Source organism: Streptomyces sp. NPDC045678, from assembly GCF_056432085.1.
Genome location: NZ_JBWKJS010000003.1, coordinates 140,409 through 160,773, shown reverse-complemented (window position 1 = coordinate 160,773; position 20,365 = coordinate 140,409). Strand labels below are relative to the sequence as shown.

The following is a 20,365-nucleotide window of genomic DNA, read 5'->3' as shown; positions in this document are numbered from 1 at the left end:
CGATCCTCCGGATCAGAAGGTTGCACGAGCCGATCTTGCTCCTACTCTGCCGTTTGGACCCCGTGTGGACCACCCTCTCCATGAAGCGTGTGTGGCTGGCGGCCGGCGAGCGCTGCCTAGCAGGTGGGGGGCACGGAGACGAGATCCCCGACGGCCTAAGGGAACGGTCTTGAAAACCGTCGTGGTTCACGCCACCGTGGGTTCAAATCCCACACCCACCGCTTGCAGGTCAGCGTATTGACTGGTCAGAAGGGGTGCCCCTCAATGAGGGGCACCCCTTCTGGTGTTCAGCCTGTCTCACCCGTACTCGCCCGTGTCCCGGGTCTGACCAGGGCGTGTGGGCCATACGTGGGCCAGAATCGTCACTCGTCCTCAGCCTCAAGCCCCTCCTGGTTAGGGCGGTTGGCATGAGTCGACCCCCCTTTCAGGATCTTGGCGTAGAAGCGATACAGCACGGCGACGCTGTGGCCCGCGCGGTACGCGACCTCCACGGGGTCCACGCCGCGCTTGATCCTCGGTGAAATGGCGGCATGACGAAGGCAGTACGTCACTTTGGCCAGCCCCGACTTGAGTTCGGCAGGGCTCAGGACCGCTTCGCGGGCCGCGTCCCAGACCGCGCAGTACTCGTTCGACGTGACTCGCCCCCCGAGGGCTGCACGGAAGATCCGGCCGTCCGGGGCAGCGCCGAAGCGCCTGATGTCTGGGCTTGGTGGTTGCGGTCGATTCGACCGTCGTGCGCGCACACCAGCATGCGTCCGGTGCCCGGAAAGAAGGAGTCCCCGCCCGAGAGCCGGGCAACCATGCTCTTGGACGCTCGCGCGGCGGGCTGACGACCAAGATCCACCTGACTGCCGACAGCCGTTGCCGACCGCTGTGTTTCGTCCTTAACGCTGGGCAGGCGGGGGACGCGCCCGCTTTCGGCGCTGTCATGGCTGCACTGCGTGTCCCCCGGCCCAGTGGCCGTCCCCGTACCCGACCGACCACGGTCCTGGCGGACAAGGCGTACTGCCAGCCACCCCGGGGTCCCCCGTGAGGCCCCCAGCCTCTACGGGCTCCGGTGCGCCAACGCAGCATCCCAACGTGACGTGTCCACCGTCCGCCCGATCACGACGATCCCGCCCTTCTGGCACCGATATGACGGAATCCTCTCGCATTCAGGCTTGTTTGCGCCGACACGCGAACCTTGCGAGCAGGCCACGGCTTCCCCAGGGAGACCGCAGCGGCGGCTGCCCCCAGCCTCGCCTCGACCTACGGCCAGTTGAGAATCGGCGAAGAGCACAGTGATCCGAAAGAAGCGCCCTAGGGCCGCTGCCCCAAGGCGCCGTCTGGATCACCCAGGGCAGATCGTGCCAGAACGCGGAAATGACCCAAGGGAACTCGCAGCGCCGCTCACAGCACGAGCAGTGGTGTTCTTCGCCGCATGTACGACCCCGAAGGCGCCAAGCCCAGCGCCAACTATGGCTGCGACACCGGCAATTGACGCTGTCCCACCTGGATCCATTCGAGCATTATGCCAAGTACTGGCAGTGGGCGATGCTGGAGCCGCTGCTACCGAAGGGCACGAAGGCGGGCCGGCCGCCGGTCTGGCCTCGGCGGCAGCTGATCAACGGCATACGGTTCCGGGTCCGGACTGGTGTGCCGTGGCGGGACGTACCGGAGCGGTACGGGCCGTGGGGCCGGGTCTACGACCTGTTCCACCGGTGGCAGCGGAACGGGACCTGGCATCGGATTCTCACACAGCTCCAATCCTTGGCCGATGCAGAAGGTGCGATCGTGTGGGACTTGAGCGTCGACTCCACAGTCTGCCGCGCCCATCAGCACGCGGCCGGGGCTCGCAAACAAGGCGACCGACAGAAGGAATCACCGGGCGGCGTCTTCATCGAGCCCCGCGATCACGGGCTGGGACGCTCGCGTGGCGGGTTCACCACCAAGCTCCACCCGGCCGTCGAGCAAGGTCAGAAGCCCATGTCGATCGTGGTCACGGCAGGACAGCGGGGGGACTCACCACAGTTCGAGCCTGTGCTGGCGAAGGTCCGCGTGCCCCGCACACGGCCGGGCCGGCCACGCGTCCGCCCCGACCGTGTGCGGGCCGACAGGGCCTACGCCTCCCGCAGAAACCGGGCCTACCTGCGCTGCCGAGGAATCCGATGCACCATTCCCGACAAGGCTGACCAGGCACGCAACCGCCAGAAGCTCGGCTCCCGCGGCGGCCGACCTCCGCGTTTCGATCCGGCCGACTATCGCGAGCGCCATGCTGTCGAGTGCGGGATCAACCGTCTCAAGCGACATCGCGCGGTCCCTACGAGATACGACAAGTTAGCCGTCCGCTATGAGGCCGTCGTGCTGGTCGCGACCATCGGAGAGTGGCTGCGACCAGCACCCTCCCGGCCCTTGACCACTCAGGCTCGCCGACTCAGCCGAGGTGCTTGCTGAAGAACTCGGCCAGCTTGGTGACGGCAGGAGTCACGTACTGGTCGCGGTCGTACAGGTCGACGTGGGTGGCACCCTCGACGAGGAACAGCTCGGCGTTGCCGGGGCTGTCGGCGACGGCCTTCTCGGAGAACCCGCGGGTCACCGCCTCGGTACCGGCGATCATGAGCAGCGGGCGGGGTGCGATCTTGGCGACGTCGGCGAAGGAGTCGAACTGGTCGAGGAGATCGGCGCTGCGCACGACCATGTCTCCGGTGGAGCGCGGGTGCCTGCCGCGGGGCGTCTTGTAGTAGTCGACGAACTCGGCCGTCGGGGCGGGGGTGTCGGCATCGGCGGTCTCGGGAAGCACGGCGAAGGTCGCCGCGGGCTCGCCGGCGGCTTCGGCGCTGCGGAGGTTTCCGGAGTTCGCCACCATCTGCTGCCAGCCCTCGGGGTCGGCGCCGCGGAAGAAGCTGGGGACGTCGGTACCGGACACGCCGGCCACGGCCTTCATGCGGTGGTCGGTCTGCGCGGCGTAGGGCACGTAGGCGCCCGAGCCGCACACGCCCATCACGCCGATACGGTCGGGGTCGACCTCGGGCCGGGTGGTGAGGTACGAGACGGCCGCACGGAAGTCCTCGGCACGCTGGAAGGGGTCCTCCAGGCCCCGGGGCATGCCCTCGGATTCGCCCTGGAAGGCGGCGTCGAAGGTCAGGACGGCGAATCCCTCCTTAACCAGCCGCGTCGCGTACGCCGCCGGCGCCTGCTCCTTGACTCCGGTCGTGGGGTGGCCGACGACGATTGCGGCGAGCGGGCCGTCGTCGCCGTCGGGAAGGTAGAGGTGGCCGGCGAGCTGCAGGCTGTTGGTCGGGAAGCGGACGTCAGTCCTCATTGTCTGCTCCTGCGGGATCGTGGGGGGCCGGCGATCTGCGGGCCTGCATCCACTGTCCGGCCGGCAGCCGGGCGCAGGAAGGTCGCGTTGCTTCCTAGGAAGGATCTTTCCCAGGCAGGGCCCCTGCCCTGGTGCCATGCTGGAGAGGTGACTGGTTCCGCGCATCTTCGTGAGCTCGGTGAGTTCCTCAGGCACCGCCGTGGCGAGCTCACACCGGCGCAGGTGGGGCTTCCCGAGCGCGCGCACACCCAGCGCCGTGTGCGGGGGCTGCGCCGCGAGGAGGTGGCCGAGCTGGCCGCGATCAGCACCGACTACTACGTACGCATCGAGCAAGGGCGACTGGCACCGTCACCGCCGGTGCTCGAATCCCTCGCACGCGAACTTCGGCTGGACGGCGATCAAAGGACGTACGTGGAAGGTCTGGCCACCCAGGCCGCGCGGGCCGGACACCGCAAGACACCGCGTCGCTCCCCTCGCCCCCACGTGCACCCGCACCTGACCCGGCTGCTCGGCCAGCTCACCAGCACACCCGCTATCGTCTTCGGCCCACGGCTCGACATCCTCGCGTGGAACCCACTGGCAGCGGAGCTGCTGTGCGACTTCGCGGCCGTGCCCGAGTCCGAGCGCAATTATGTCCGCATGGTCTTCACCGACCCGGTGATGCGCGACGTCTACCCGGATTGGGAGGACGTGGCCCGTACCTGCGTCGAGGTCCTGCGGATGGAAGCCGGAACGAATCCGACGGATCCGGCCCTCACAGCTATCGTGGGCGAGCTGGCCGTTGCCGATCAGCAATTCCGCGTCTGGTGGGCCGAGCACCGCGTCGCGCACCAGGACTTCGGCAGCAAACGCATTACTCACTCCACCGTCGGCGAACTCACCCTCGACTGGGACACCTTCCGTTACGCCGGTGCCCCAGAACAGCAACTTGTGCTCTGGTCGGCCGAACCCGGCACCTCGGACGCGGAACGACTGGCCGTTCTGGCCCGCGGCACGGCCCAGAGTCCGTGACTCTCCTGAGCACCACTGCGACGGAAATGCTCGAGGAGCAGCGGACCGTCACCACTGACGAAACAGGCCCTAGATGCAAACCGGTTCAGCATCCGCGCCTCGTCGAGTTGAAGAGGATCAATGTCGCGGTGCAGCCGGTGGGAGTCCCGTTCTGACCTCACTCCGACGCCTCGGCGTGACGGCCTTCTGGCCTGACGGCAACGGCGCGGACGAGTGCACCGCGAGGCCGGGGTACGTCCGAGGGGCATGAGGACGCGTTCGATTACGCGTGGCTCACGCGTAACCCGTGAGGCGGGCCGCTGAGGCGATTGTTGAGTGGGCCTCGCGTGCGGTGAGGCCGACGTGGATCGCGGCGTCCGTGAGTTGGGGGGACAGGGTCTCGCCGATGCCGTTCTCGTAGGCGCGGCAGGCCGCCCAGAAGAGGCGTGTGTTGCGTTGGCCCTCGTGTGCGGCGAGTACGAACTGGACCAGGCCCTGGCCCGGTTGGTGCGGATGGGGCGAATGGTGCGGGGGCGGGTCGTGGGGCGGGTGGTCTACGGGCGACGGCGCGGAGTGCGGGGGTGCGTGCCGGTGTGCGCGGCGCGAGGGGGTGAGCAGGCGCAGTAGGGCGGGCGGACAGGGGGCGGGTGGCAGGTGCGCCGTGCCGGGAACGGTGCTGTAGACGCCGTGTTCCGTGCGGGAGCCGGGGCCCACCAGGTAGCCGCCCGCGCCCCTGATGTCGATGCCGGGGGCGAGCCGGCCCGCCGAGTTGGGGACCACGGCGTCGGGCGGCCCGGCCAGCCAGATGTGGCGCCCTCCGCTGGGCGTGCTCACGACGACGGTGCCGGGGATCGTGAAGAGGTGGCGCAGCGCCAGTTCGCGCAGGGCCGCCGACGCGTCCGTACCGGACTTCGTGTCCAGGTCGATGCCGATCAGGTGGTGGGGCGGCAGCCCGCAGGCGATGCCGTACCCGGTGGCCCAGGGGGCCGCGGCGAAGAGCTCGCGGATGCGCCGCGGGTCCGTCGACGCGTCGTACACCCCGTGTCCGAGACGGCCGCATTGGCCGTGGCAGAGGGCGGTGGGGTGGGGGTCCTCGTGGTGGGGGGAGCGCAGGGCGGGAAGTTTGGAGCGCGAGAGCGGGATCACCGCGAGCCCGCGCTCGGCGGCGGACAGCGCGTGGGCGAGCGCGAGGGCGGTGGCATGGCGGTCGGTGGTGGCCATGGCTCCATGCTCGTACGTATGTTCGAAGAAGGGAAGAGGGAGCGATGCGGTTCGGGGTCGGAAGGGGGCCTTTCGGAGGGGCGGCGCCCCGGCGGGCGGGCCCGGGGGTGAGTGTTGCCGTAACGCTTCTTCCCCTGCGGCGCCTGGTCTGAGCTGCGTCTCGACGGCGGTCGGCGGAGGTCGTGGATCAGCCGGTGGGGCGCGCGGCGGGTTTATCGACATGTCCTCACGCTTGCGGGGGAATCGCGGCTTCCGGGGTGGTTCGCCGGGGATTCGGTGGGCAACTCTGGAGTCGCGACGTTGTGCAGCACCCCGAGGCGGTCGGCCAACTGCCCGGGCAACAGCCATACTTCGGGTACGCACGGTTCCGGCCGGCGCGTGCCTCCTGCTCTGGAGGAAAAAGACATGGCAAGCATCCGTACCGCCCGCATCATCGCTGCCGCCGCTGCCGTACCGCTGGCCGCCGCGCTCTTCTCGGGCGTCGCGTTGGCCGACAACGGCGCCTTCGCGAACAACGGATCGAACGCCGGTGTGGCGACCGTGAACGGAAGTGGCGTCGGTGACGACAACTCGGGCAACTCGTCCACCACGCAGCAGCAGGCCGTCGGCAACGGAGCGTCCAACCAGAACAACTCGGCGCAGGTGAACGGCTCGGGGTTCACGGCGCTCGACCAGTCGAACGAGAACGTCGCGGTCAACTTCGCCCAGCTCTGGTGAGCCGGTAGCCCCGGGAGCCGATCGGGACGGCTTCCGGGGGAACGAACCGTGGGGTGTGACGTCCTGTGCGGCGGTGCTTCGGCGCCGCCGCACAGGTGTGTCCGGGTCTCTTGACAGCGGCGCCGTATCTGACGGACAGTCAGAAACCCTTGTCGGTACGAGATGGAGAGGCCGCCCCCGTGCACCTCGCCCCCACCGAACGCCAACGCCGACTCCGCGCCGACCTGCGCGCCTACTTCCGGGACGTGATGCCCGACGGGCCGCCCGACGGCACGGACGCCGAGGGGCAGCGGCGCCTCCTGCGGCGCATCGGCGCCGACGGCATGCTGGGCATCGGCTGGCCCGTCGAATACGGCGGACAGGGGCGCGGTGCCGACGAGCAGTTCGTCTTCTTCGACGAGGCCCACCGCGCCGGCGCCCCCGTCTCCATGGTCACCCTGAACACCGTCGGGCCGACCCTCATGAAGTACGGGACCGCGGAGCAGAAGGACACCTTCCTGCCCCGCATCCTCAGCGGCGACCTCGTCTTCGCGATCGGCTACAGCGAACCGTCCGCCGGCACCGATCTGGCGGCACTGCGCACCAGGGCCGTGCGCGACGGCGACGACTGGCTGATCGACGGCCAGAAGATCTTCACCTCGAACGCGCAGAACGCCGACTGGATCTGGCTGGCCTGCCGCACCGACCCCGACGCTCCCCAACACCGGGGCATCTCCATCCTGCTCGTCCCCACCGACGCCCCCGGTTTCTCCTGGACCCCGATCGACACGGTGGGCGGGCTGACGACGACGGCGACGTACTACGACGGAATCCGCGTGCCGGCCGCGAACCTCGTCGGCGAGGAGAACGGTGGCTGGGGCCTCATCACCAACCAGCTCAACCATGAGCGGGTGGCGCTCGCCGCCATCGGCATGCAGGCCGAGGACTTCTGCGCGGCGGCACTCGACCGGGCACGTACACCCGACCCGGCGACCGGCGAGCGTCGGATCGACGCGCCGTGGGTGCGGTCGAGACTGGCCGAGGTGCATGCGCGGCTCGCGGCATCGCGCCTGCTCAACTGGCGTTTGGTGGGTGACGTGGGGGCGGACCGGCTGGCCCCCGGCGACGCGAGCGGCGTGAAGTTCGTGGGAACCGAGTCGGCGGTCGAGGTGTACCGCATGTGTCAGGAGATCGCGGGCGAGGCGGGGCTCGTGCGGGCCGGTTCGCCGGGCGGGCTCGGGGACGGCGAGCTGGAGCGGATGAACAGGGCCGCGCAGATCAATACGTTCGGGGGCGGGGTGAGCGAGGTGCAGCGCGAGATCGTCGCGACGATGCGGCTCGGCATGCGGAGGGGACGGCGGTGAAGGGCATGGCGTGCGACCCGGGGGCGGCGGTGAAGGAGATCGCGTACGAGGAGTTGCGGGCGTTCGAGGGCAGGGTCGCCGCGGCGGCGGGCCGGGGCAAGGACCGGGTCAACGCGCCCATGATCAGGCATTGGTGCGAGGCGATGGGCGACACCAACCCTGCCTACGCGGGGGCGGACCCCGTGGCGCCCGCGACGATGTTGCAGGTCTGGACGATGGGTGGCCTCTCCGGCCACGACGACCGCTCGGCGGCGTACGACGAGTTGTTCGCGCTGCTCGACGGCGCCGGGTACACCTCGGTGGTCGCCACGGACTGCGAGCAGGAGTACGTGCGGGCGCTGCGGCCCGGCGACGAGATCACGTTCGACGCGGTGATCGAGTCGGTGTCGGAGCGCAAGACGACCAAGCTCGGGACGGGGCACTTCGTCACGACACGGATGGACATCCACGCGGGAGGCGCGCTCGCGGGGACGCATCGCTTCCGCATCCTCAAGTACGCCCCGGCGAAGTCGGAGCCGGAGTCGGAGCTGAGGTCGAAGGGGGTGGCCCAGCGGCCTCGTCCGGTCGTCAATCGCGACAACGCGGGGTTCTGGGAGGGCGTCGCCGGGCACCGGCTGCTGATCCAGCGCTGCGGCGGCTGCTGCACGCCGCGCTTCCCCTGGCTGCCCGGCTGCAACGCATGCGGTTCGCCCGAGTGGGACACGGTCGAGGCGAGCGGTGAGGGCACGGTCTATTCGTACGTGGTGATGCATCACCCGCCGTTCCCCGCGTTCGACCCTCCCTACGCCGTGGGACTCGTCGAACTGGCGGAGGGCGTCCGGATCGTCAGCAACATCGTCGGGGTGCCGTACGACAAGGTGCGGATAGGGATGCCGGTGCGGCTCGAGTTCCTGCGGGTGGACGCGGACGTCGAGCTGCCGGTGTTCCGGATCGACGAGGACGAGAACGAGGGCGAGGACGAGGACAAGGACGAGGGCGAGGACGAGGGTGAGGGCTGACATGGACTTCACGCCCACGGAGGAACAGGCCGCCGCGCGTGACCTCGCCGCGGAGATCTTCGCCGACCTGGCCACACCGGAGCGGCTCGCGGCGACGGGCACCGGTTCCGACGCCGAACTGTGGAAGGCGCTGCGCGCCGCCGGCCTGCCGGGCGCGGTGGAGGACATCGGGCTGCTCGGGCTCGTGCTGCTCCTTGAGGAGCAGGGGCGGGTGACGGCGCAGGTCCCGTTCGCGGCGAGCTGTGTCTACGGGGTGCTGGCGGTGGCCGCACACGGTACGGCGGAACAGCGGGACCGGTTGTTGCCCGCGCTCCGGCAGGGGAGCTCGGTCGCGACGGGGGCGTTCCCGGCGCGAGGCGGTGTGACGGCGTCGGCGGGCGGGACACCGGCGGCGGGCGGGACGACGTCGGCGGCGGACGGGACGCTGAGCGGCACGGTGGGGTGGGTGCCGTGGCTGAGGGATGCGTCCGTCGTCCTGGTGGCGGCGGCCGACCGCACCCTGTGGCTGGTGCGGGTCGCCGACGCGCGGGTGGAACCGGTGGAGCTGACCGCGCCCTGGGCCGCGGGCAGGCTCGTTCTCGACGGCACGCCGGGGGAGCGTCTGGGTGGCCTCGGGGCGTACGACGACGTGCTGGCGGTAGCGCGGATCGCCTTCGCGGGGCTGCAGGCCGGGGTGTGCGCGGGATCGCTGGCCCGCGCGGTGGCCCACACGAACGAGCGGGAACAGTTCGGCCGCCCGCTCGCCGCGAAGCAGGCCGTGCAGCTGCGGGCCGCCGACGCCCACATGGACACGGAGGCCATACGCGTCACGGCCTACGAAGCGGCCTGGCGCAGGGACGCGGGCCTGCCGTACGACACGCACGCGCTCACCGCCGCGTGGTGGGCGTCGGAGGCGGGCAAGCGCGTCGTCCACGCGGGCCAGCATCTGCACGGAGGCGCGGGAGCCGACCTCGACCACCCCGTGCACCGGCACTTTCTGTGGGGGCGGCAGTTGGACGCGTACCTGGGGTGCGGGAGCGAAGTGCTCGAGCAGCTGGGCGAGTTGGTCGCGCGAGGGGGAGGGTCGCATGGCGAAGACGACGCAAGGTGAGGTACTGGCTCCGCTGGAGATCCCGATCACCCGCACTCTGATCGTCTCCGGGGCGATCGCCTCCCGGGACTACCAGGACGTGCACCACGACGCGGAGCTCGCGCGGGCCAAGGGCTCTCCCGACATCTTCATGAACATCCTGACGACGAACGGCCTGGTCGGGCGGTACATCACGGACCACTTCGGGCCGACGGCCGTGCTGCGCAAGGTGGCGATACGGCTGGGAGCGCCCAACTACCCCGGAGACACGATGGTGTTGAGCGGGACGGTCGAGCGGCTCGAGAGCTCGCGCGAAGGGGCGACGGCCGTGGTCAGGGTCGTCGGCGCCAACGCCATCGGCAACCACGTCACCGGCACAGTCACGGTGACCGTCCCCGCGGGACCCGTAGAACCCGTAGAACCCGTAGAACCTGTAGGACTCATAGAACTCGTAGGACCCATAGAACCCGAAGATCCCGAGCAACCCGTAAAACCCCAAGAACCCGAGCACCCCGAAGGCGGCCCCGCATGAGTGTCCGTTCGCGCGACAGTCTCGGCGGCAGGGCCGCGATCGTCGGCATAGGGGCGACGGAGTTCTCCAAGGACTCGGGCCGCAGCGAGCTCAAGCTGGCCGTGGAGGCGGTCGGGGCGGCGCTCTCGGACGCCGGGCTCACTCCGGAGGACGTCGACGGCATGGTCACCTTCACCATGGACACCAACCCGGAGATCACGGTCGCCCAGGCGACCGGCATGGGGGAGCTGTCCTTCTTCTCCCGCATCCACTACGGCGGCGGTGCGGCCTGCGCCACCGTCCAGCAGGCGGCCCTCGCCGTGGCGACCGGGGTGGCCGAAGTCGTCGTCTGCTACCGCGCGTTCAACGAACGCTCCGGGCGCAGGTTCGGCTCCGGGGTGCAGCATCGCGAACCCTCTGCCGAAGGCGCCGCGCTCGGCTGGGCCCTCCCGTTCGGCCTGCTGACGCCCGCCTCCTGGGTGGCGATGGCAGCCCAGCGCTACCTGCACACGTACGGTCTGGCGCCGGAGGTCTTCGGGCACGTGGCCGTCATGGACCGGAAGTACGCGGCCACCAACCCCGCGGCGTACTTCCACGGGAAACCGATCACGCTGGAGGACCATGCCGCGTCCCGCTGGATCGTCGAGCCCCTGCGGCTCCTGGACTGCTGCCAGGAGACGGACGGCGCCCAGGCGATCGTCGTCACGAGCGCGGAGCGGGCCCGCGACCTCCGGCACCCGTCGGCCGTGATCGTCGCGGCGGCCCAGGGCGCGGGCCGGGCGCAGGAGCAGATGACCAGCTTCTACCGCGACGATCTGCGGGGGCTGCCGGAGACGGGGGTGGTGGCGAAACAGCTGTGGCGTACTTCGGGCCTTGCTCCCTCGGACATCGACGTGGGGATCCTCTACGACCACTTCACCCCGTTCGTGCTGATGCAGCTGGAGGAGTTCGGGTTCTGCGGGCCGGGTGAGGCCGCGGATTTCGTGGCCGGGGAGGTGCTGCCTCTGAACACGCACGGCGGGCAGCTCGGGGAGGCCTACCTCCACGGTATGAACGGCGTGGCGGAGGCGGTCCGCCAGGTGCGCGGCACCTCCGTGAATCAGCTGCCGGGCGTCGCGCGCACGCTGGTCACCGCGGGCACGGGGGTCCCCACATCGGGGCTGATTCTGGGGTCGGACGGCTGAACGCGGAGCGTGTCCCGGCGGCGGGGCGGGCCCGCGGGCTTTCACTCGCCATATGCACATCCGAAAGATGATCATTGGATTCGTCCTCGTCCTGACGGCCCTGACCATGGACCTGACCGCATCACCACCAGGCACCGCCGCACCAGGCACCATCACACCAGGCACCGCCGCGCCGGGCCCCGTCGCACCAGGAGCCGTCGCACCAGGAGCCGCCGCAGGCGCGCCCGCCAAGGTGACGACCTTCCGCGGCTGGGCCTTCGACACCTGCCTCACCCAGTCCACCGACACGATGCGGCGCTGGCGCGACTCCAAGTACCGCGCCGTCGGCGTGTACTACGGAGGCCGCGGCCGGGCCTGCAAGCGGCAGCCGCATCTCGACCACGCCTGGATGCGCGCCGTGAAGCAGATGGGCTGGCGGGTCCTCCCGGTGTACGTCGGGTCGCAGTCGCCGTGCGTCGTCGCGAAGAACAAGAAGCACGTCCGTATGGGAAAGCACCCCTGGGAGCAGGGGAGGCAGGAAGGACTCGACGCGGTCCGCGCGGCGAAGGCGATCGGGGTCCGGCAGCACAGCCCGCTCTACCTCGACATGGAGGCGTACACCTACAAGAAGCAGGCGTGCGCGAGTACGACGCTCTCCTTCGTCAGGTCCTGGAACCGCGAGGTGCGCAGGCTCGGGTACGTCCCCGGGTTCTACAGCAGCGCCGACTTCGGGGTGCGGCACATGGAGGCGGCGCGGCGCGCGGGCGTGCGGGATCTGCCGTCGGTGATGTGGTTCGCGCGCTGGCACACCAAGCCCCACCTGTACCGGGAGCCCGCGCTGGCGGCGGACGCGTGGCGTCCGGCACGGCGTGTCCACCAGTACGCCGGGAACAAGAAGGAGCGGCACGGCGGGCGGACGCTGGTGATCGACCGCAATCTGATGCACGCTCCCGTGGCGCGCGTCGGCTAGACGGAGCACCCGGTGCGGGGGCGCCGGACCGGGGCGGTTCTCAGGGGTGAACCCTCAGGGGCCGCTCCACCTCCTCCACCTGTAGGAGGTGGAGCCAGCCCTACTCGTACAACCTGAGGCGGACACGGCTTCGGGACCTGCGGCCGATCCGCTGAAGTAGGGGGCGCTTCTAGCGTGGAGCCATGACCGCATCCATGGTGACCGTGTGCACCAGCGCATCGAAGGCCGCGACGCGGGGCACGGGTCCGACGAGGGCCACCGGGCCCTCCGCCTACCCGTCGTTCGCGTCCTACGTACGGGCACGCCAGCCCGTACTGCTGCGCACCGCCCGCTCGCTGACCGCGAATCCGAGCGATGCCGAGGACCTGCTGCAGACCGCGCTCACCAAGACGTACGTGGCGTGGGACCGGATCGAGGACCACCGGGCGCTCGACGGCTACGTGCGCCGCGCCCTGCTGAACACGCGTACGTCGCAGTGGCGCAAGCGGAAGGTCGACGAGTTCGCGTGCGACGAGCTGCCGGAGCCGGAGGTGACGCCGGCGGGGGACCCGGCCGAGCAGCAGGTGCTCCGGGACGCGATGTGGCGCGCGATCATGAAGCTGCCGGCGCGGCAGCGGGCGATGGTCGTCCTCAGGTATTACGAGGACCTGAGCGAGGCGCAGACCGCCGAGGTGCTCGGGGTGTCCATCGGCACCGTGAAGAGCGCGGTGTCGCGCGCGCTGGGCAAGCTCCGCGAGGACCCGGAGCTGACGCCGGTCCGCTGAGCCGAGCCGCGCCGGAGCCGACGCCGGAGTCAGCACCAAAGCGGCAGACGATGATCGATCATCCCCTGGACTAGTGACATACCGCGCGGTATGCGCGCAGAATCAGCGCAGCCCCCCTTACTGCCGCGCAGGCGATCTGCCGCGCAGCGATGTCGCCCCAGGAGGACGCCGTGCTGAGCACGATGCAGGACGTACCGCTGACCGTCACCCGTATCCTCCGGCACGGCATGACCGTGCACGGGACGTCGCAGGTCACGACCTGGACCGGTGAAGGCGAGCCGCAGCGGCGCAGCTACCGCGAGATCGGGGAGCGCACGGCCCAGCTCGCGCACGCCCTGCGCGAGGACCTCGGCGTCACGGACGACGAGCGCGTCGCCACCTTCATGTGGAACAACGCCGAACACGTCGAGGCCTACTACGCCGTGCCCTGTATGGGCGCGATCCTGCACACCCTCAACCTGCGGCTGCCCGCGGACCAGCTGGTGTGGATCGTCAACCACGCCGCCGACCGCGTCATCATCGTCAACGGTTCCCTGCTCGGCCTGCTCGCGCCGCTCCTCCCGCGGCTGACGAGCGTGGAGCACCTGGTGGTCTCGGGCCCCGGCGACCGTTCGCTGCTCGCGGGCTCGCACGCGCAGGTGCACGAGTACGAGGAGCTGCTCGCCGGCAAGCCCACCGCGTACGACTGGCCCGAGCTCGACGAGCGGTCCGCGGCCGCCATGTGCTACACCTCCGGCACCACCGGCGACCCCAAGGGCGTCGTCTACTCCCACCGCTCGATCTACCTGCACTCCATGCAGGTCAACATGGCCCAGTCGATGGGGCTCACGGACGCGGACACGTCGCTGGTCGTCGTCCCGCAGTTCCACGTCAACGCGTGGGGGCTGCCCCACGCCACCCTCATGACCGGCGTGAACATGCTGATGCCGGACCGTTTCCTGCAGCCCGCGCCGCTCGCCGAGATGATCGAGAAGGAGCGGCCCACGCACGCGGCCGCCGTCCCCACCATCTGGCAGGGCCTGCTCGCCGAGCTCACCGCGAAGCCGCGCAACGTCAGCTCACTCGGCCAGGTCACCATCGGCGGCTCCGCCTGCTCGCCCTCCCTCATGGAGGCCTTCGACAAGCTCGGCATGCGGGTCTGCCACGCGTGGGGCATGACGGAGACGTCCCCGCTCGGCACGGTCGCCCGCCCGCCGGCCCACGCCGCGGGCACCGAGGAGGAGTTCGGCTACCGGCTCACGCAGGGCCGCTTCCCCGCCTCCGTCGAGGCCCGCCTCGTCGGCCCCGGCGGGGAGCACCTGCCGTGGGACGGTACGTCGGCCGGTGAGCTGGAGGTGCGCGGCCCCTGGATCGCGGGCGCCTACTACGGCGGCGCGGGCGGCGATCTCCTGCGCCCCGACGACAAGTTCAGCGAAGACGGCTGGCTGAAGACGGGCGACGTCGGCGTCATCACCGCCGACGGGTTCCTGACCCTCACCGACCGCGCCAAGGACGTCATCAAGTCGGGCGGCGAGTGGATCTCCTCCGTCGAGCTGGAGAACGCCCTGATGTCCCACCCGGACGTGGCCGAGGCCGCGGTCGTCGCCGTGCCCGACGACAAGTGGGGCGAGCGCCCCCTCGCCACCGTGGTGTTGCGGGAGGGCGCGACGGCCGACTACGCGGCCCTCCGTGAGTTCCTCGCAGGACGCATCGCCAAGTGGCAGCTCCCGGAGCGCTGGACGCTCATCCCCGCGGTCCCGAAGACCAGCGTCGGCAAGTTCGACAAGAAGGTCCTGCGCAGGCAGTACGCCGCCGGGGAACTGGACGTCACGCGGCTCTGACGCCGACCGTGCCGACCGGCCCGTACCGATGCGATGCGGTGCGGGCCGGTCCGGTTCGCGCCGGTCTCCTTCGGTTCGGTCTAGTTCGTGCCGATCTTCGCCAGCAGGTCCACGATCCGGCCCTGCACCTCCGCGCTCGTGGACCGCTCCGCCAGGAACAGGACGGTCTCGCCCGCGGCGAGCTTCGGCAGTTCGGTCTCGTCGACGGCCGCGGTGTAGACGACCAGCGGAGTGCGGTTCAACTGGCCGTTCGCGCGCAGCCAGTCGACGATTCCGGCCCTGCGGCGACGTACCTGCAACAGGTCCATCACCACGAGGTTCGGCCGCATCTGCGCCGCCAGCGTCACCGCGTCCGCGTCGCTCTCGGCCCGCGCGACCTGCATGCCGCGCCGCTCAAGCGTGGCCGTCAGGGCGAGCGCGATCTCCTCGTGCTCCTCGATGAGCAGGACGCGCGAGGGGTGCTGCTCGCTGTCGCGCGGCGCCAGGGCCTTCAGGAGTACGGCGGGATCGGCGCCGTACGCCGCCTCGCGCGTCGCCTGTCCGAGACCCGCCGTCACGAGGACGGGCACCTCGGCGGCCACGGCGGCCTGCCGCAGCGACTGAAGCGCCGTGCGCGTGATCGGCCCGGTCAGCGGGTCCACGAACAGCGCCGCGGGGAACGCCGCGATCTGCGCGTCGACCTCCTCGCGCGAGTGGACGATCACCGGACGGTAGCCGCGGTCGCTCAGCGCCTGCTGCGTGGTGACGTCCGGCGCGGGCCACACCAGGAGGCGGCGCGGGTTGTCCAGCGGCTCGGGCGGCAGTTCGTCGTCCATGGGCCGGGGCTGCGGCCGGTTCGCGACCTCCACGGCGCCGCCGGGCCCGTCGAGCGGCTCCGGACCCTCGTCGGCGTCCTCGTCCGGGGCGCCGATCGCGTACGAACGGCCCGCGCCCTCGGACGCCGACGCGATACGGGACTGCGGGTGCTGGGCCGGCACCCCCGACGGCTGGGGCTGGGGCTGCGGGTGCGGGCGCGCCGAGGTCTCGGGGCGCTCGTCGGCCGAGGGGTCGGGCGGCGTGGCCAGCCTGCGCCGGCGCCCGGAGCCGCCGAGCGTGTGCGACTGCGGGGCGGCGGGGGCCGCCTGGGACTGCTGCGGGTCCGCGACCGGGTCGGGGGCGGGTGCCTCCGGCGCAGGCATCGGTCCCGCCGCGGCGGCCGCCGGGGGCTGCGGAGCCTGCGGCGGCTGCGGTGACTGGGGGATGTGGGGGGCCCGGGGCGGCTGTTGCCCCTGTGGAGCCTGCGGCGCCTGTGGCGGCTGCTGCGGCGCGCGGCCCTGCCCGGGAATGGCGGCACCACCCTGCGGCGCAGCCTGTGGCGCGCCCTGCTGCGGCCCTGCCTGCTGCTCGGCGATCTGCTGGCCGAACGGCACGCCCTGCCCGAGCGTACGCACGCTGATCGCGCGCCCCTGCGTCGAGTTGGGGTCACCGGGCGCGGCCTCGGCGGGCAGCGGCTGGGCCGCCCGTGCTTGTGCCTGTGTCTGTGCCTGCGTACCGCGCTCGGGCGGGAGCGCGGCGCCCCGGCCCGGCGCGGGGATGCCGTGCGCGGGAGTACCGGCGGAGTGCGGGGTGCCCTGCGCGGGCACGCCGCCCGGCGGAGTCGTGCCCTCGGGCCACGGCTGCGGCGCGGGCAGCGGGCCGGGCTCGGCGTCCGGACCTGCCTGCCTGGGGTTCCTCGGATCCTGGACGGGGGCCGTCTGATCCGCGGGAGCGGTCGACGCCGGGGCGGTCGACGCCGGGGCGGCCGGAGCCGGGGCGCCCGGAGCCGCCTGGCGGGAGCGGCGGCCCGTCGGGCCCTGCGTCGGGTGCGGCTGCGGCGGGGTGTGGTCGTCCTCGCCGCGCACGGCCGCGCCGTGGTGTCCGGGGCCGCCCTGTACGCCGCCGCCCTGTACGCCGCCGCCCTGGACGGCCACGCTCTCCTGGCCCGCGTACTCCTGCCCCGGGGCGCGGTCGGCCGTGGCGGGCGGCAGCGCGAAGACGCGTCCGTTGTTCGCCTCCTCGGCCGCGGCACGCTCCTTGGCGGCGGCCAGCGCACGCCGCGCACGCCGTCCCGTGGGCTTCCCCGCGCCCTCGCCCTGCCCGGCACCGGGCGTCTCCGCGGGGCCCGAAGCCAGCGCGGGCAGCGCGTGCTGCTCACCGGCGCGACGGGCACGCCGTCCCGACGCCCCGTCGGGCACGGGCACGCCCTGCGGCGGCACCGTCTCGCCCAACGCGGCGGATCCGGCCGCGTGTTCCGCCGCCGTCATCACGGCACCCTCGGCCGCACTGGGCCGACCGCGCCGCCGTCCCGTACCGCCGCCGGGGGCGCCACCCGAAGTCTCCGGAGACGGGGCCTGCGGTGTCACACCGGGCCCGCCCGTCCGGGGGCCCACCAGACCGGTGGCCACGGAACCGCCGAGGCTCTCCGGAGAGGCCTCCGCCGCACGCCGACCCCGGCGCCGCCCCGTGCCGCTCGGCTCACCGACATCCACCTGACCGGTACCCGTCTGCCCGGTACCCGTTTGCCCGGCCTCCGTCTGCCCGGTCTCCGAGTCCGTCGCTCCCGCGATCGCACTCTCCAGGAAGGAGTCCACCGAGGGCCGCCGAGCCCGCCGACGCCCACCACCGGCCCCCGCACTCGCACCCGAACCCGTGGGCCCCGAAGCCTGCGCGGGCACGACGGCCGAACCGCCGTCACCCTTCGCGGAGCCCGCACCGGCCGCACCAGCCGCACCGGCCGTGCCAACCGCCCCGATCGGCACCTCAAGCACGTACGCACTGCTGCCCATGCCCGGCACCTCGTGCGTCTGGAGCACGCCGCCGTGCGCCCGCACGATGCCCCGCACGATCGGCTCGTGCACCGGGTCGCCGCCGGCGAAGGGCCCCCGCACCTCGATGCGGACGACCTCGCCGCGCTGGGCGGCGGCGACGACGATCGTCGAGTCCACATAGCCGCCGGAGACGCCCGCGCCGACGTCCGAGCGCGCGTTGCCGGTCGCGTCGATGCCCGCCACGTCCGCGACGAGGTGCGCGAGGGCTGTGGCGAGCCGCTCCGCGTCGGCGACGAGCTCGATCGGCGGCGCGTGCACCGCGAACTGGGCGCGCCCGGGCCCGATCAGCTCGACCGCGCCCTCCACACCGGCGGCGACGACCGCGTCGAGCAGGACCGGCGTACGGGAGAGCTGTTCGTCGCCCGCGTCGAGCCGTTGGTAGTTGAGGACGTTGTCGACGAGCGTGGTCATCCGGGCGTACCCGGCGGACAGGTGGTGCAGGACCTGGTTGGCCTCGGGCCACAGCTGGCCCGCGTCGTCCGAGGCGAGCGCGTTCAGCTCGCAGCGCAGCTCGTCCAGGGGCCCGCGCAGCGACGAACCGAGGACGGCGAGCAGCTGCTCGTGCCGCGCGGCCAGCGTCTCGTACCGCGCCTTCTCGCGGTCGGCGAGCTCCTCGAAGCGGTCCTTCTCGCGCTCGGCGAGCGCCGCGTACCGCTCCTGTTCGGCGGCGAGCTCCTCGGCCCGCTGCTCCTCCGCGGCCTTGATCTCGGCGGCGCGCTCCGCCGCGGCGGCGGCGAGCTCCTCCTCGTGCCGGGCGAGGGCCGCCTCGTACTTCTCGTTCAGTTCGTCGTAGGGCCTGCGGTCGGTGAAGGTCATCACCGCGCCGACCAGCTGGTCGCCGTCGCGCACCGGTGACGTCGTCAGGTCGACGGGCACCTTGGCGCCGCTCTTGGACCACAGGACCTGCCCGCGCACCCGGTGCTTGCGCCCGGAGCGCAGGGTGTCGGCGAGCGGGGACTCGTCGTACGGGAACGGCTCGCCGTCGGCGCGCGAGTGCAGGACCAGCGGGTGCAGTTCCTGCCCGCCGAGGTCGCTCGCCCGGAAGCCCAGTATCTGAGCGGCGGCCGGGTTGACGAGCACGACGCGTCCGTCGGTGTCCGTGCCGACGACGCCCTCGGCCGCGGCCCGCAGGATCATCTCGGTCTGCCGCTGCGAACGCGCGAGTTCGGCCTCGGTGTCCACGGTGCCCGAAAGGTCGCGTACGACGAGCATCAGCAGTTCGTCGCCCGTGTAGCCGTGCTGGTCGTAGGCGGCCCTGCCGTCCTCGAGCGGGGAGCTCGTGACCTCGACGGGGAACTCGATGCCGTCCGTGCGCCGGGCGATCATCCGGGTCGGCTTGGTGCGGCCGCGCTCGTCGATGGTGTCCGGGCGCCGCATGGAGCCGGGGATGAGCCGGGAGTCGAACTGCGGCAGCAGATCGAGCAGACCGCGCCCCACGAGCGCGGTGCCGGGTGCCTCGAACGCCTCGAGCGCGATGGCGTTGGCGTTCACGACCGTGCCGTTGGCGTTGACGAGGACCAGCGCGTCAGGGAGCGCGTCGAGTATGGCTGCGAGGCGAGCAGCGCCTCGGGATGGCCTGCTGCTCACGACGACGCTTCCTCCCTGGTTACCGCTGCTTGCCGACTCGCTCAGGCCATTTTGCCCCTCGGCCCGTGGCGTGTCACGGGAGGGAGTCTACGGGGAGTGGTTGTGGGCGCGACGCCGGATGAGAGGGAGGTCGCACGCAGAAGATGTGAGTTTTCCGTACCGCCTGGTCACGCGGACGTCGCGGGCAGTACCGGTACGAGACCGTCCCACCGCGAGATCTCGCAGCCGTTGCTGCGGTCGTACGTCGCGTCGACGGGCCGGCCCTGCCAGGTTCCCGTGACGTGTGCGGTGGCGGGTCCGCCGTACTGCATCGTGCACATCGAGTCCTTCGGCACGGGTGCGAACGGGTCGGTCCCCCAGACGGTGACTTCCTGAAGCCGCTCGCACGCCGCCGCCGCGTCCGGGTGGGTGCCGCCCGTCGGGTGGCAGTTCAGTTCGTACGTCCCGTCGCCGTCGCCGCCCGAGCCGGTGACCGTGACGGTGAGGTGGTCGGTGGGAGCGGGGAGGGTCGCGGCCGCGGTGGCGTCGGCGGTGGCGTGGGCGGTGACGGGGAGGGCGGACAGCGCAGCGACGGAGGCGGCGGCAGTGAGGGCGAGACGACGCAGCATTTCTGGCTCCACGGGTACGTCGGGACGGTTGGCTCTACGGAACTAACGCCGTTCGCCCCGCGATGTTGCGGTGCCGCGTAACGCTTTGCCCCGCGGGCAGCACGCCTAGTACCGTGGGTGCCGCGATTGGTGACACACCCACTGGCTGTGTCATCATCTGCACGCACCCCCGCTCGCGCAGGTGTGCAAGCTGGAGGCGTCGCCTAGTCCGGTCTATGGCGCCGCACTGCTAATGCGGTTTGGGACTTAAATCCCATCGAGGGTTCAAATCCCTCCGCCTCCGCAGCTTGATCCGAAGCCCCGGTCCTCTTGGACCGGGGCTTCGGTGCGTCATGGGCGCTCTGGGCGCTCCGGGCGGTGTTTCCGCAGCTCACAAGGGGTCCACCGAACGGATTTCACATGGCGGCGGCAGTCATGTAATGTTCTTCCTGTCGCCGCGAACGGGCCGAAGGGCCGG

Annotated in this window: 15 protein-coding genes, 2 tRNA genes and 2 pseudogenes; 14 read left to right on the top strand and 5 right to left on the bottom strand. The window is 71.5% G+C overall.

The genetic code is table 11. From position 1 onward, the window contains the following. The first annotated feature begins 144 nt into the window (after positions 1 to 144). A tRNA-Ser gene (locus AC07DO_RS11655) sits at positions 145 to 218 on the top strand. Positions 219 to 362: 144 nt separating this feature from the next. On the opposite strand, the gene AC07DO_RS11650 is transcribed toward AC07DO_RS11655, so the two are convergent. Then, positions 363 to 743 carry a hypothetical protein gene (locus AC07DO_RS11650; RefSeq protein ID WP_479059753.1) on the bottom strand — a complete coding sequence of 127 codons (381 nt, stop codon included), beginning with the start codon at positions 741 to 743 and terminating at the stop codon, positions 363 to 365. Between AC07DO_RS11650 and AC07DO_RS11645 the strand changes: the two are divergent. Together AC07DO_RS11645 and AC07DO_RS11640 are read left to right on the top strand one after the other, a co-directional pair. Continuing rightward, a pseudogene (locus tag AC07DO_RS11645) lies at positions 713 to 1,006 on the top strand (transposase); the annotation flags it as partial. The gene AC07DO_RS11650 and the pseudogene AC07DO_RS11645 overlap by 31 nt on opposite strands. A 527-nt stretch (positions 1,007 to 1,533) precedes the next feature. After that, positions 1,534 to 2,433, top strand: a complete 900-nt coding sequence (locus tag AC07DO_RS11640; protein WP_479059714.1) for an IS5 family transposase — start codon at positions 1,534 to 1,536, stop codon at positions 2,431 to 2,433. Here the strand turns inward: AC07DO_RS11640 and AC07DO_RS11635 are convergent. Next, positions 2,414 to 3,301 (bottom strand): alpha/beta hydrolase, encoded by an 888-nt coding sequence (locus AC07DO_RS11635; protein WP_479058808.1) that lies wholly within the window; start codon positions 3,299 to 3,301, stop codon positions 2,414 to 2,416. The two genes, AC07DO_RS11640 and AC07DO_RS11635, sit on opposite strands and share 20 nt — an antisense overlap. A 147-nt stretch (positions 3,302 to 3,448) precedes the next feature. Between AC07DO_RS11635 and AC07DO_RS11630 the strand changes: the two genes are divergently transcribed. After that, entirely contained in the window at positions 3,449 to 4,312 is an 864-nt protein-coding gene (locus AC07DO_RS11630) for a helix-turn-helix domain-containing protein (RefSeq protein WP_479058806.1), read from the top strand. A gap of 273 nt (positions 4,313 to 4,585) precedes the next feature. Here AC07DO_RS11630 and AC07DO_RS11625 read toward each other — a convergent pair whose 3' ends face one another. Continuing rightward, positions 4,586 to 5,512 (bottom strand): bifunctional DNA primase/polymerase, encoded by a 927-nt coding sequence (locus AC07DO_RS11625; protein ID WP_479058804.1) that lies wholly within the window; start codon positions 5,510 to 5,512, stop codon positions 4,586 to 4,588. A gap of 405 nt (positions 5,513 to 5,917) precedes the next feature. Between AC07DO_RS11625 and AC07DO_RS11620 the strand changes: the two genes are divergently transcribed. The 9 genes and pseudogenes from AC07DO_RS11620 to AC07DO_RS11580 all read left to right on the top strand — a co-directional run bounded on the left by AC07DO_RS11620 (position 5,918) and on the right by AC07DO_RS11580 (position 14,867). After that, the gene (locus AC07DO_RS11620; protein ID WP_479058803.1) at positions 5,918 to 6,229 is read left to right on the top strand and encodes a hypothetical protein; all 312 of its coding nucleotides are present in this window, start codon (positions 5,918 to 5,920) and stop codon (positions 6,227 to 6,229) included. A 179-nt stretch (positions 6,230 to 6,408) separates the two neighbouring features. After that, positions 6,409 to 7,572, top strand: coding sequence for an acyl-CoA dehydrogenase family protein (locus tag AC07DO_RS11615; RefSeq protein ID WP_479058801.1), 1,164 nt, complete (start codon positions 6,409 to 6,411; stop codon positions 7,570 to 7,572). A 5-nt stretch (positions 7,573 to 7,577) separates the two neighbouring features. After that, the gene (locus AC07DO_RS11610) at positions 7,578 to 8,570 is read left to right on the top strand and encodes a bifunctional MaoC family dehydratase N-terminal/OB-fold nucleic acid binding domain-containing protein (protein WP_479059713.1); all 993 of its coding nucleotides are present in this window, start codon (positions 7,578 to 7,580) and stop codon (positions 8,568 to 8,570) included. A gap of 1 nt (position 8,571) precedes the next feature. Further along, positions 8,572 to 9,660 carry an acyl-CoA dehydrogenase family protein gene (locus AC07DO_RS11605; protein ID WP_479058799.1) on the top strand — a complete coding sequence of 363 codons (1,089 nt, stop codon included), beginning with the start codon at positions 8,572 to 8,574 and terminating at the stop codon, positions 9,658 to 9,660. Continuing rightward, positions 9,638 to 10,042, top strand: a pseudogene (locus tag AC07DO_RS11600) (MaoC/PaaZ C-terminal domain-containing protein); the annotation flags it as partial. The gene AC07DO_RS11605 and the pseudogene AC07DO_RS11600, both read left to right, overlap by 23 nt. A gap of 125 nt (positions 10,043 to 10,167) precedes the next feature. Further along, positions 10,168 to 11,334: a lipid-transfer protein gene (locus AC07DO_RS11595; RefSeq protein WP_479058797.1), complete on the top strand. Its 1,167-nt coding sequence runs from the start codon at positions 10,168 to 10,170 to the stop codon at positions 11,332 to 11,334. A gap of 52 nt (positions 11,335 to 11,386) precedes the next feature. After that, positions 11,387 to 12,283 (top strand): DUF1906 domain-containing protein, encoded by an 897-nt coding sequence (locus AC07DO_RS11590; protein ID WP_479058796.1) that lies wholly within the window; start codon positions 11,387 to 11,389, stop codon positions 12,281 to 12,283. A 182-nt stretch (positions 12,284 to 12,465) separates the two neighbouring features. After that, positions 12,466 to 13,047, top strand: a complete 582-nt coding sequence (locus AC07DO_RS11585; protein WP_398977675.1) for a SigE family RNA polymerase sigma factor — start codon at positions 12,466 to 12,468, stop codon at positions 13,045 to 13,047. Positions 13,048 to 13,196: 149 nt separating this feature from the next. Next, positions 13,197 to 14,867 (top strand): long-chain fatty acid--CoA ligase, encoded by a 1,671-nt coding sequence (locus AC07DO_RS11580; RefSeq protein ID WP_479058795.1) that lies wholly within the window; start codon positions 13,197 to 13,199, stop codon positions 14,865 to 14,867. 80 nt (positions 14,868 to 14,947) lie between these two features. Here AC07DO_RS11580 and AC07DO_RS11575 read toward each other — a convergent pair whose 3' ends face one another. Continuing rightward, positions 14,948 to 19,300 (bottom strand): hybrid sensor histidine kinase/response regulator, encoded by a 4,353-nt coding sequence (locus tag AC07DO_RS11575; RefSeq protein ID WP_479058793.1) that lies wholly within the window; start codon positions 19,298 to 19,300, stop codon positions 14,948 to 14,950. Between the two features lie 167 nt (positions 19,301 to 19,467). Further along, positions 19,468 to 19,908: an SSI family serine proteinase inhibitor gene (locus AC07DO_RS11570; RefSeq protein ID WP_479058789.1), complete on the bottom strand. Its 441-nt coding sequence runs from the start codon at positions 19,906 to 19,908 to the stop codon at positions 19,468 to 19,470. A gap of 192 nt (positions 19,909 to 20,100) precedes the next feature. On the opposite strand from AC07DO_RS11570, the gene AC07DO_RS11565 reads away from it, so the two are divergent. Continuing rightward, positions 20,101 to 20,191, top strand: a tRNA-Ser gene (locus AC07DO_RS11565). Positions 20,192 to 20,365: the final 174 nt, after the last annotated feature.

Excerpts from the sequence above, each read along its gene's own strand:
- AC07DO_RS11570 (WP_479058789.1), bottom strand. The coding sequence starts at position 19,908 with ATGCTGCGTCGTCTCGCCCTCACTGCCGCCGCCTCCGTCGCTGCGCTG.
- AC07DO_RS11620 (WP_479058803.1), top strand. The coding sequence starts at position 5,918 with ATGGCAAGCATCCGTACCGCCCGCATCATCGCTGCCGCCGCTGCCGTA.
- AC07DO_RS11590 (WP_479058796.1), top strand. The coding sequence starts at position 11,387 with ATGCACATCCGAAAGATGATCATTGGATTCGTCCTCGTCCTGACGGCC.
- AC07DO_RS11595 (WP_479058797.1), top strand. The coding sequence starts at position 10,168 with ATGAGTGTCCGTTCGCGCGACAGTCTCGGCGGCAGGGCCGCGATCGTC.
- AC07DO_RS11610 (WP_479059713.1), top strand. The coding sequence starts at position 7,578 with ATGGCGTGCGACCCGGGGGCGGCGGTGAAGGAGATCGCGTACGAGGAG.
- AC07DO_RS11625 (WP_479058804.1), bottom strand. The coding sequence starts at position 5,512 with ATGGCCACCACCGACCGCCATGCCACCGCCCTCGCGCTCGCCCACGCG.
- AC07DO_RS11580 (WP_479058795.1), top strand. The coding sequence starts at position 13,197 with ATGTCGCCCCAGGAGGACGCCGTGCTGAGCACGATGCAGGACGTACCG.
- AC07DO_RS11605 (WP_479058799.1), top strand. The coding sequence starts at position 8,572 with ATGGACTTCACGCCCACGGAGGAACAGGCCGCCGCGCGTGACCTCGCC.
- AC07DO_RS11640 (WP_479059714.1), top strand. The coding sequence starts at position 1,534 with ATGCTGGAGCCGCTGCTACCGAAGGGCACGAAGGCGGGCCGGCCGCCG.
- AC07DO_RS11635 (WP_479058808.1), bottom strand. The coding sequence starts at position 3,301 with ATGAGGACTGACGTCCGCTTCCCGACCAACAGCCTGCAGCTCGCCGGC.
- AC07DO_RS11585 (WP_398977675.1), top strand. The coding sequence starts at position 12,466 with ATGACCGCATCCATGGTGACCGTGTGCACCAGCGCATCGAAGGCCGCG.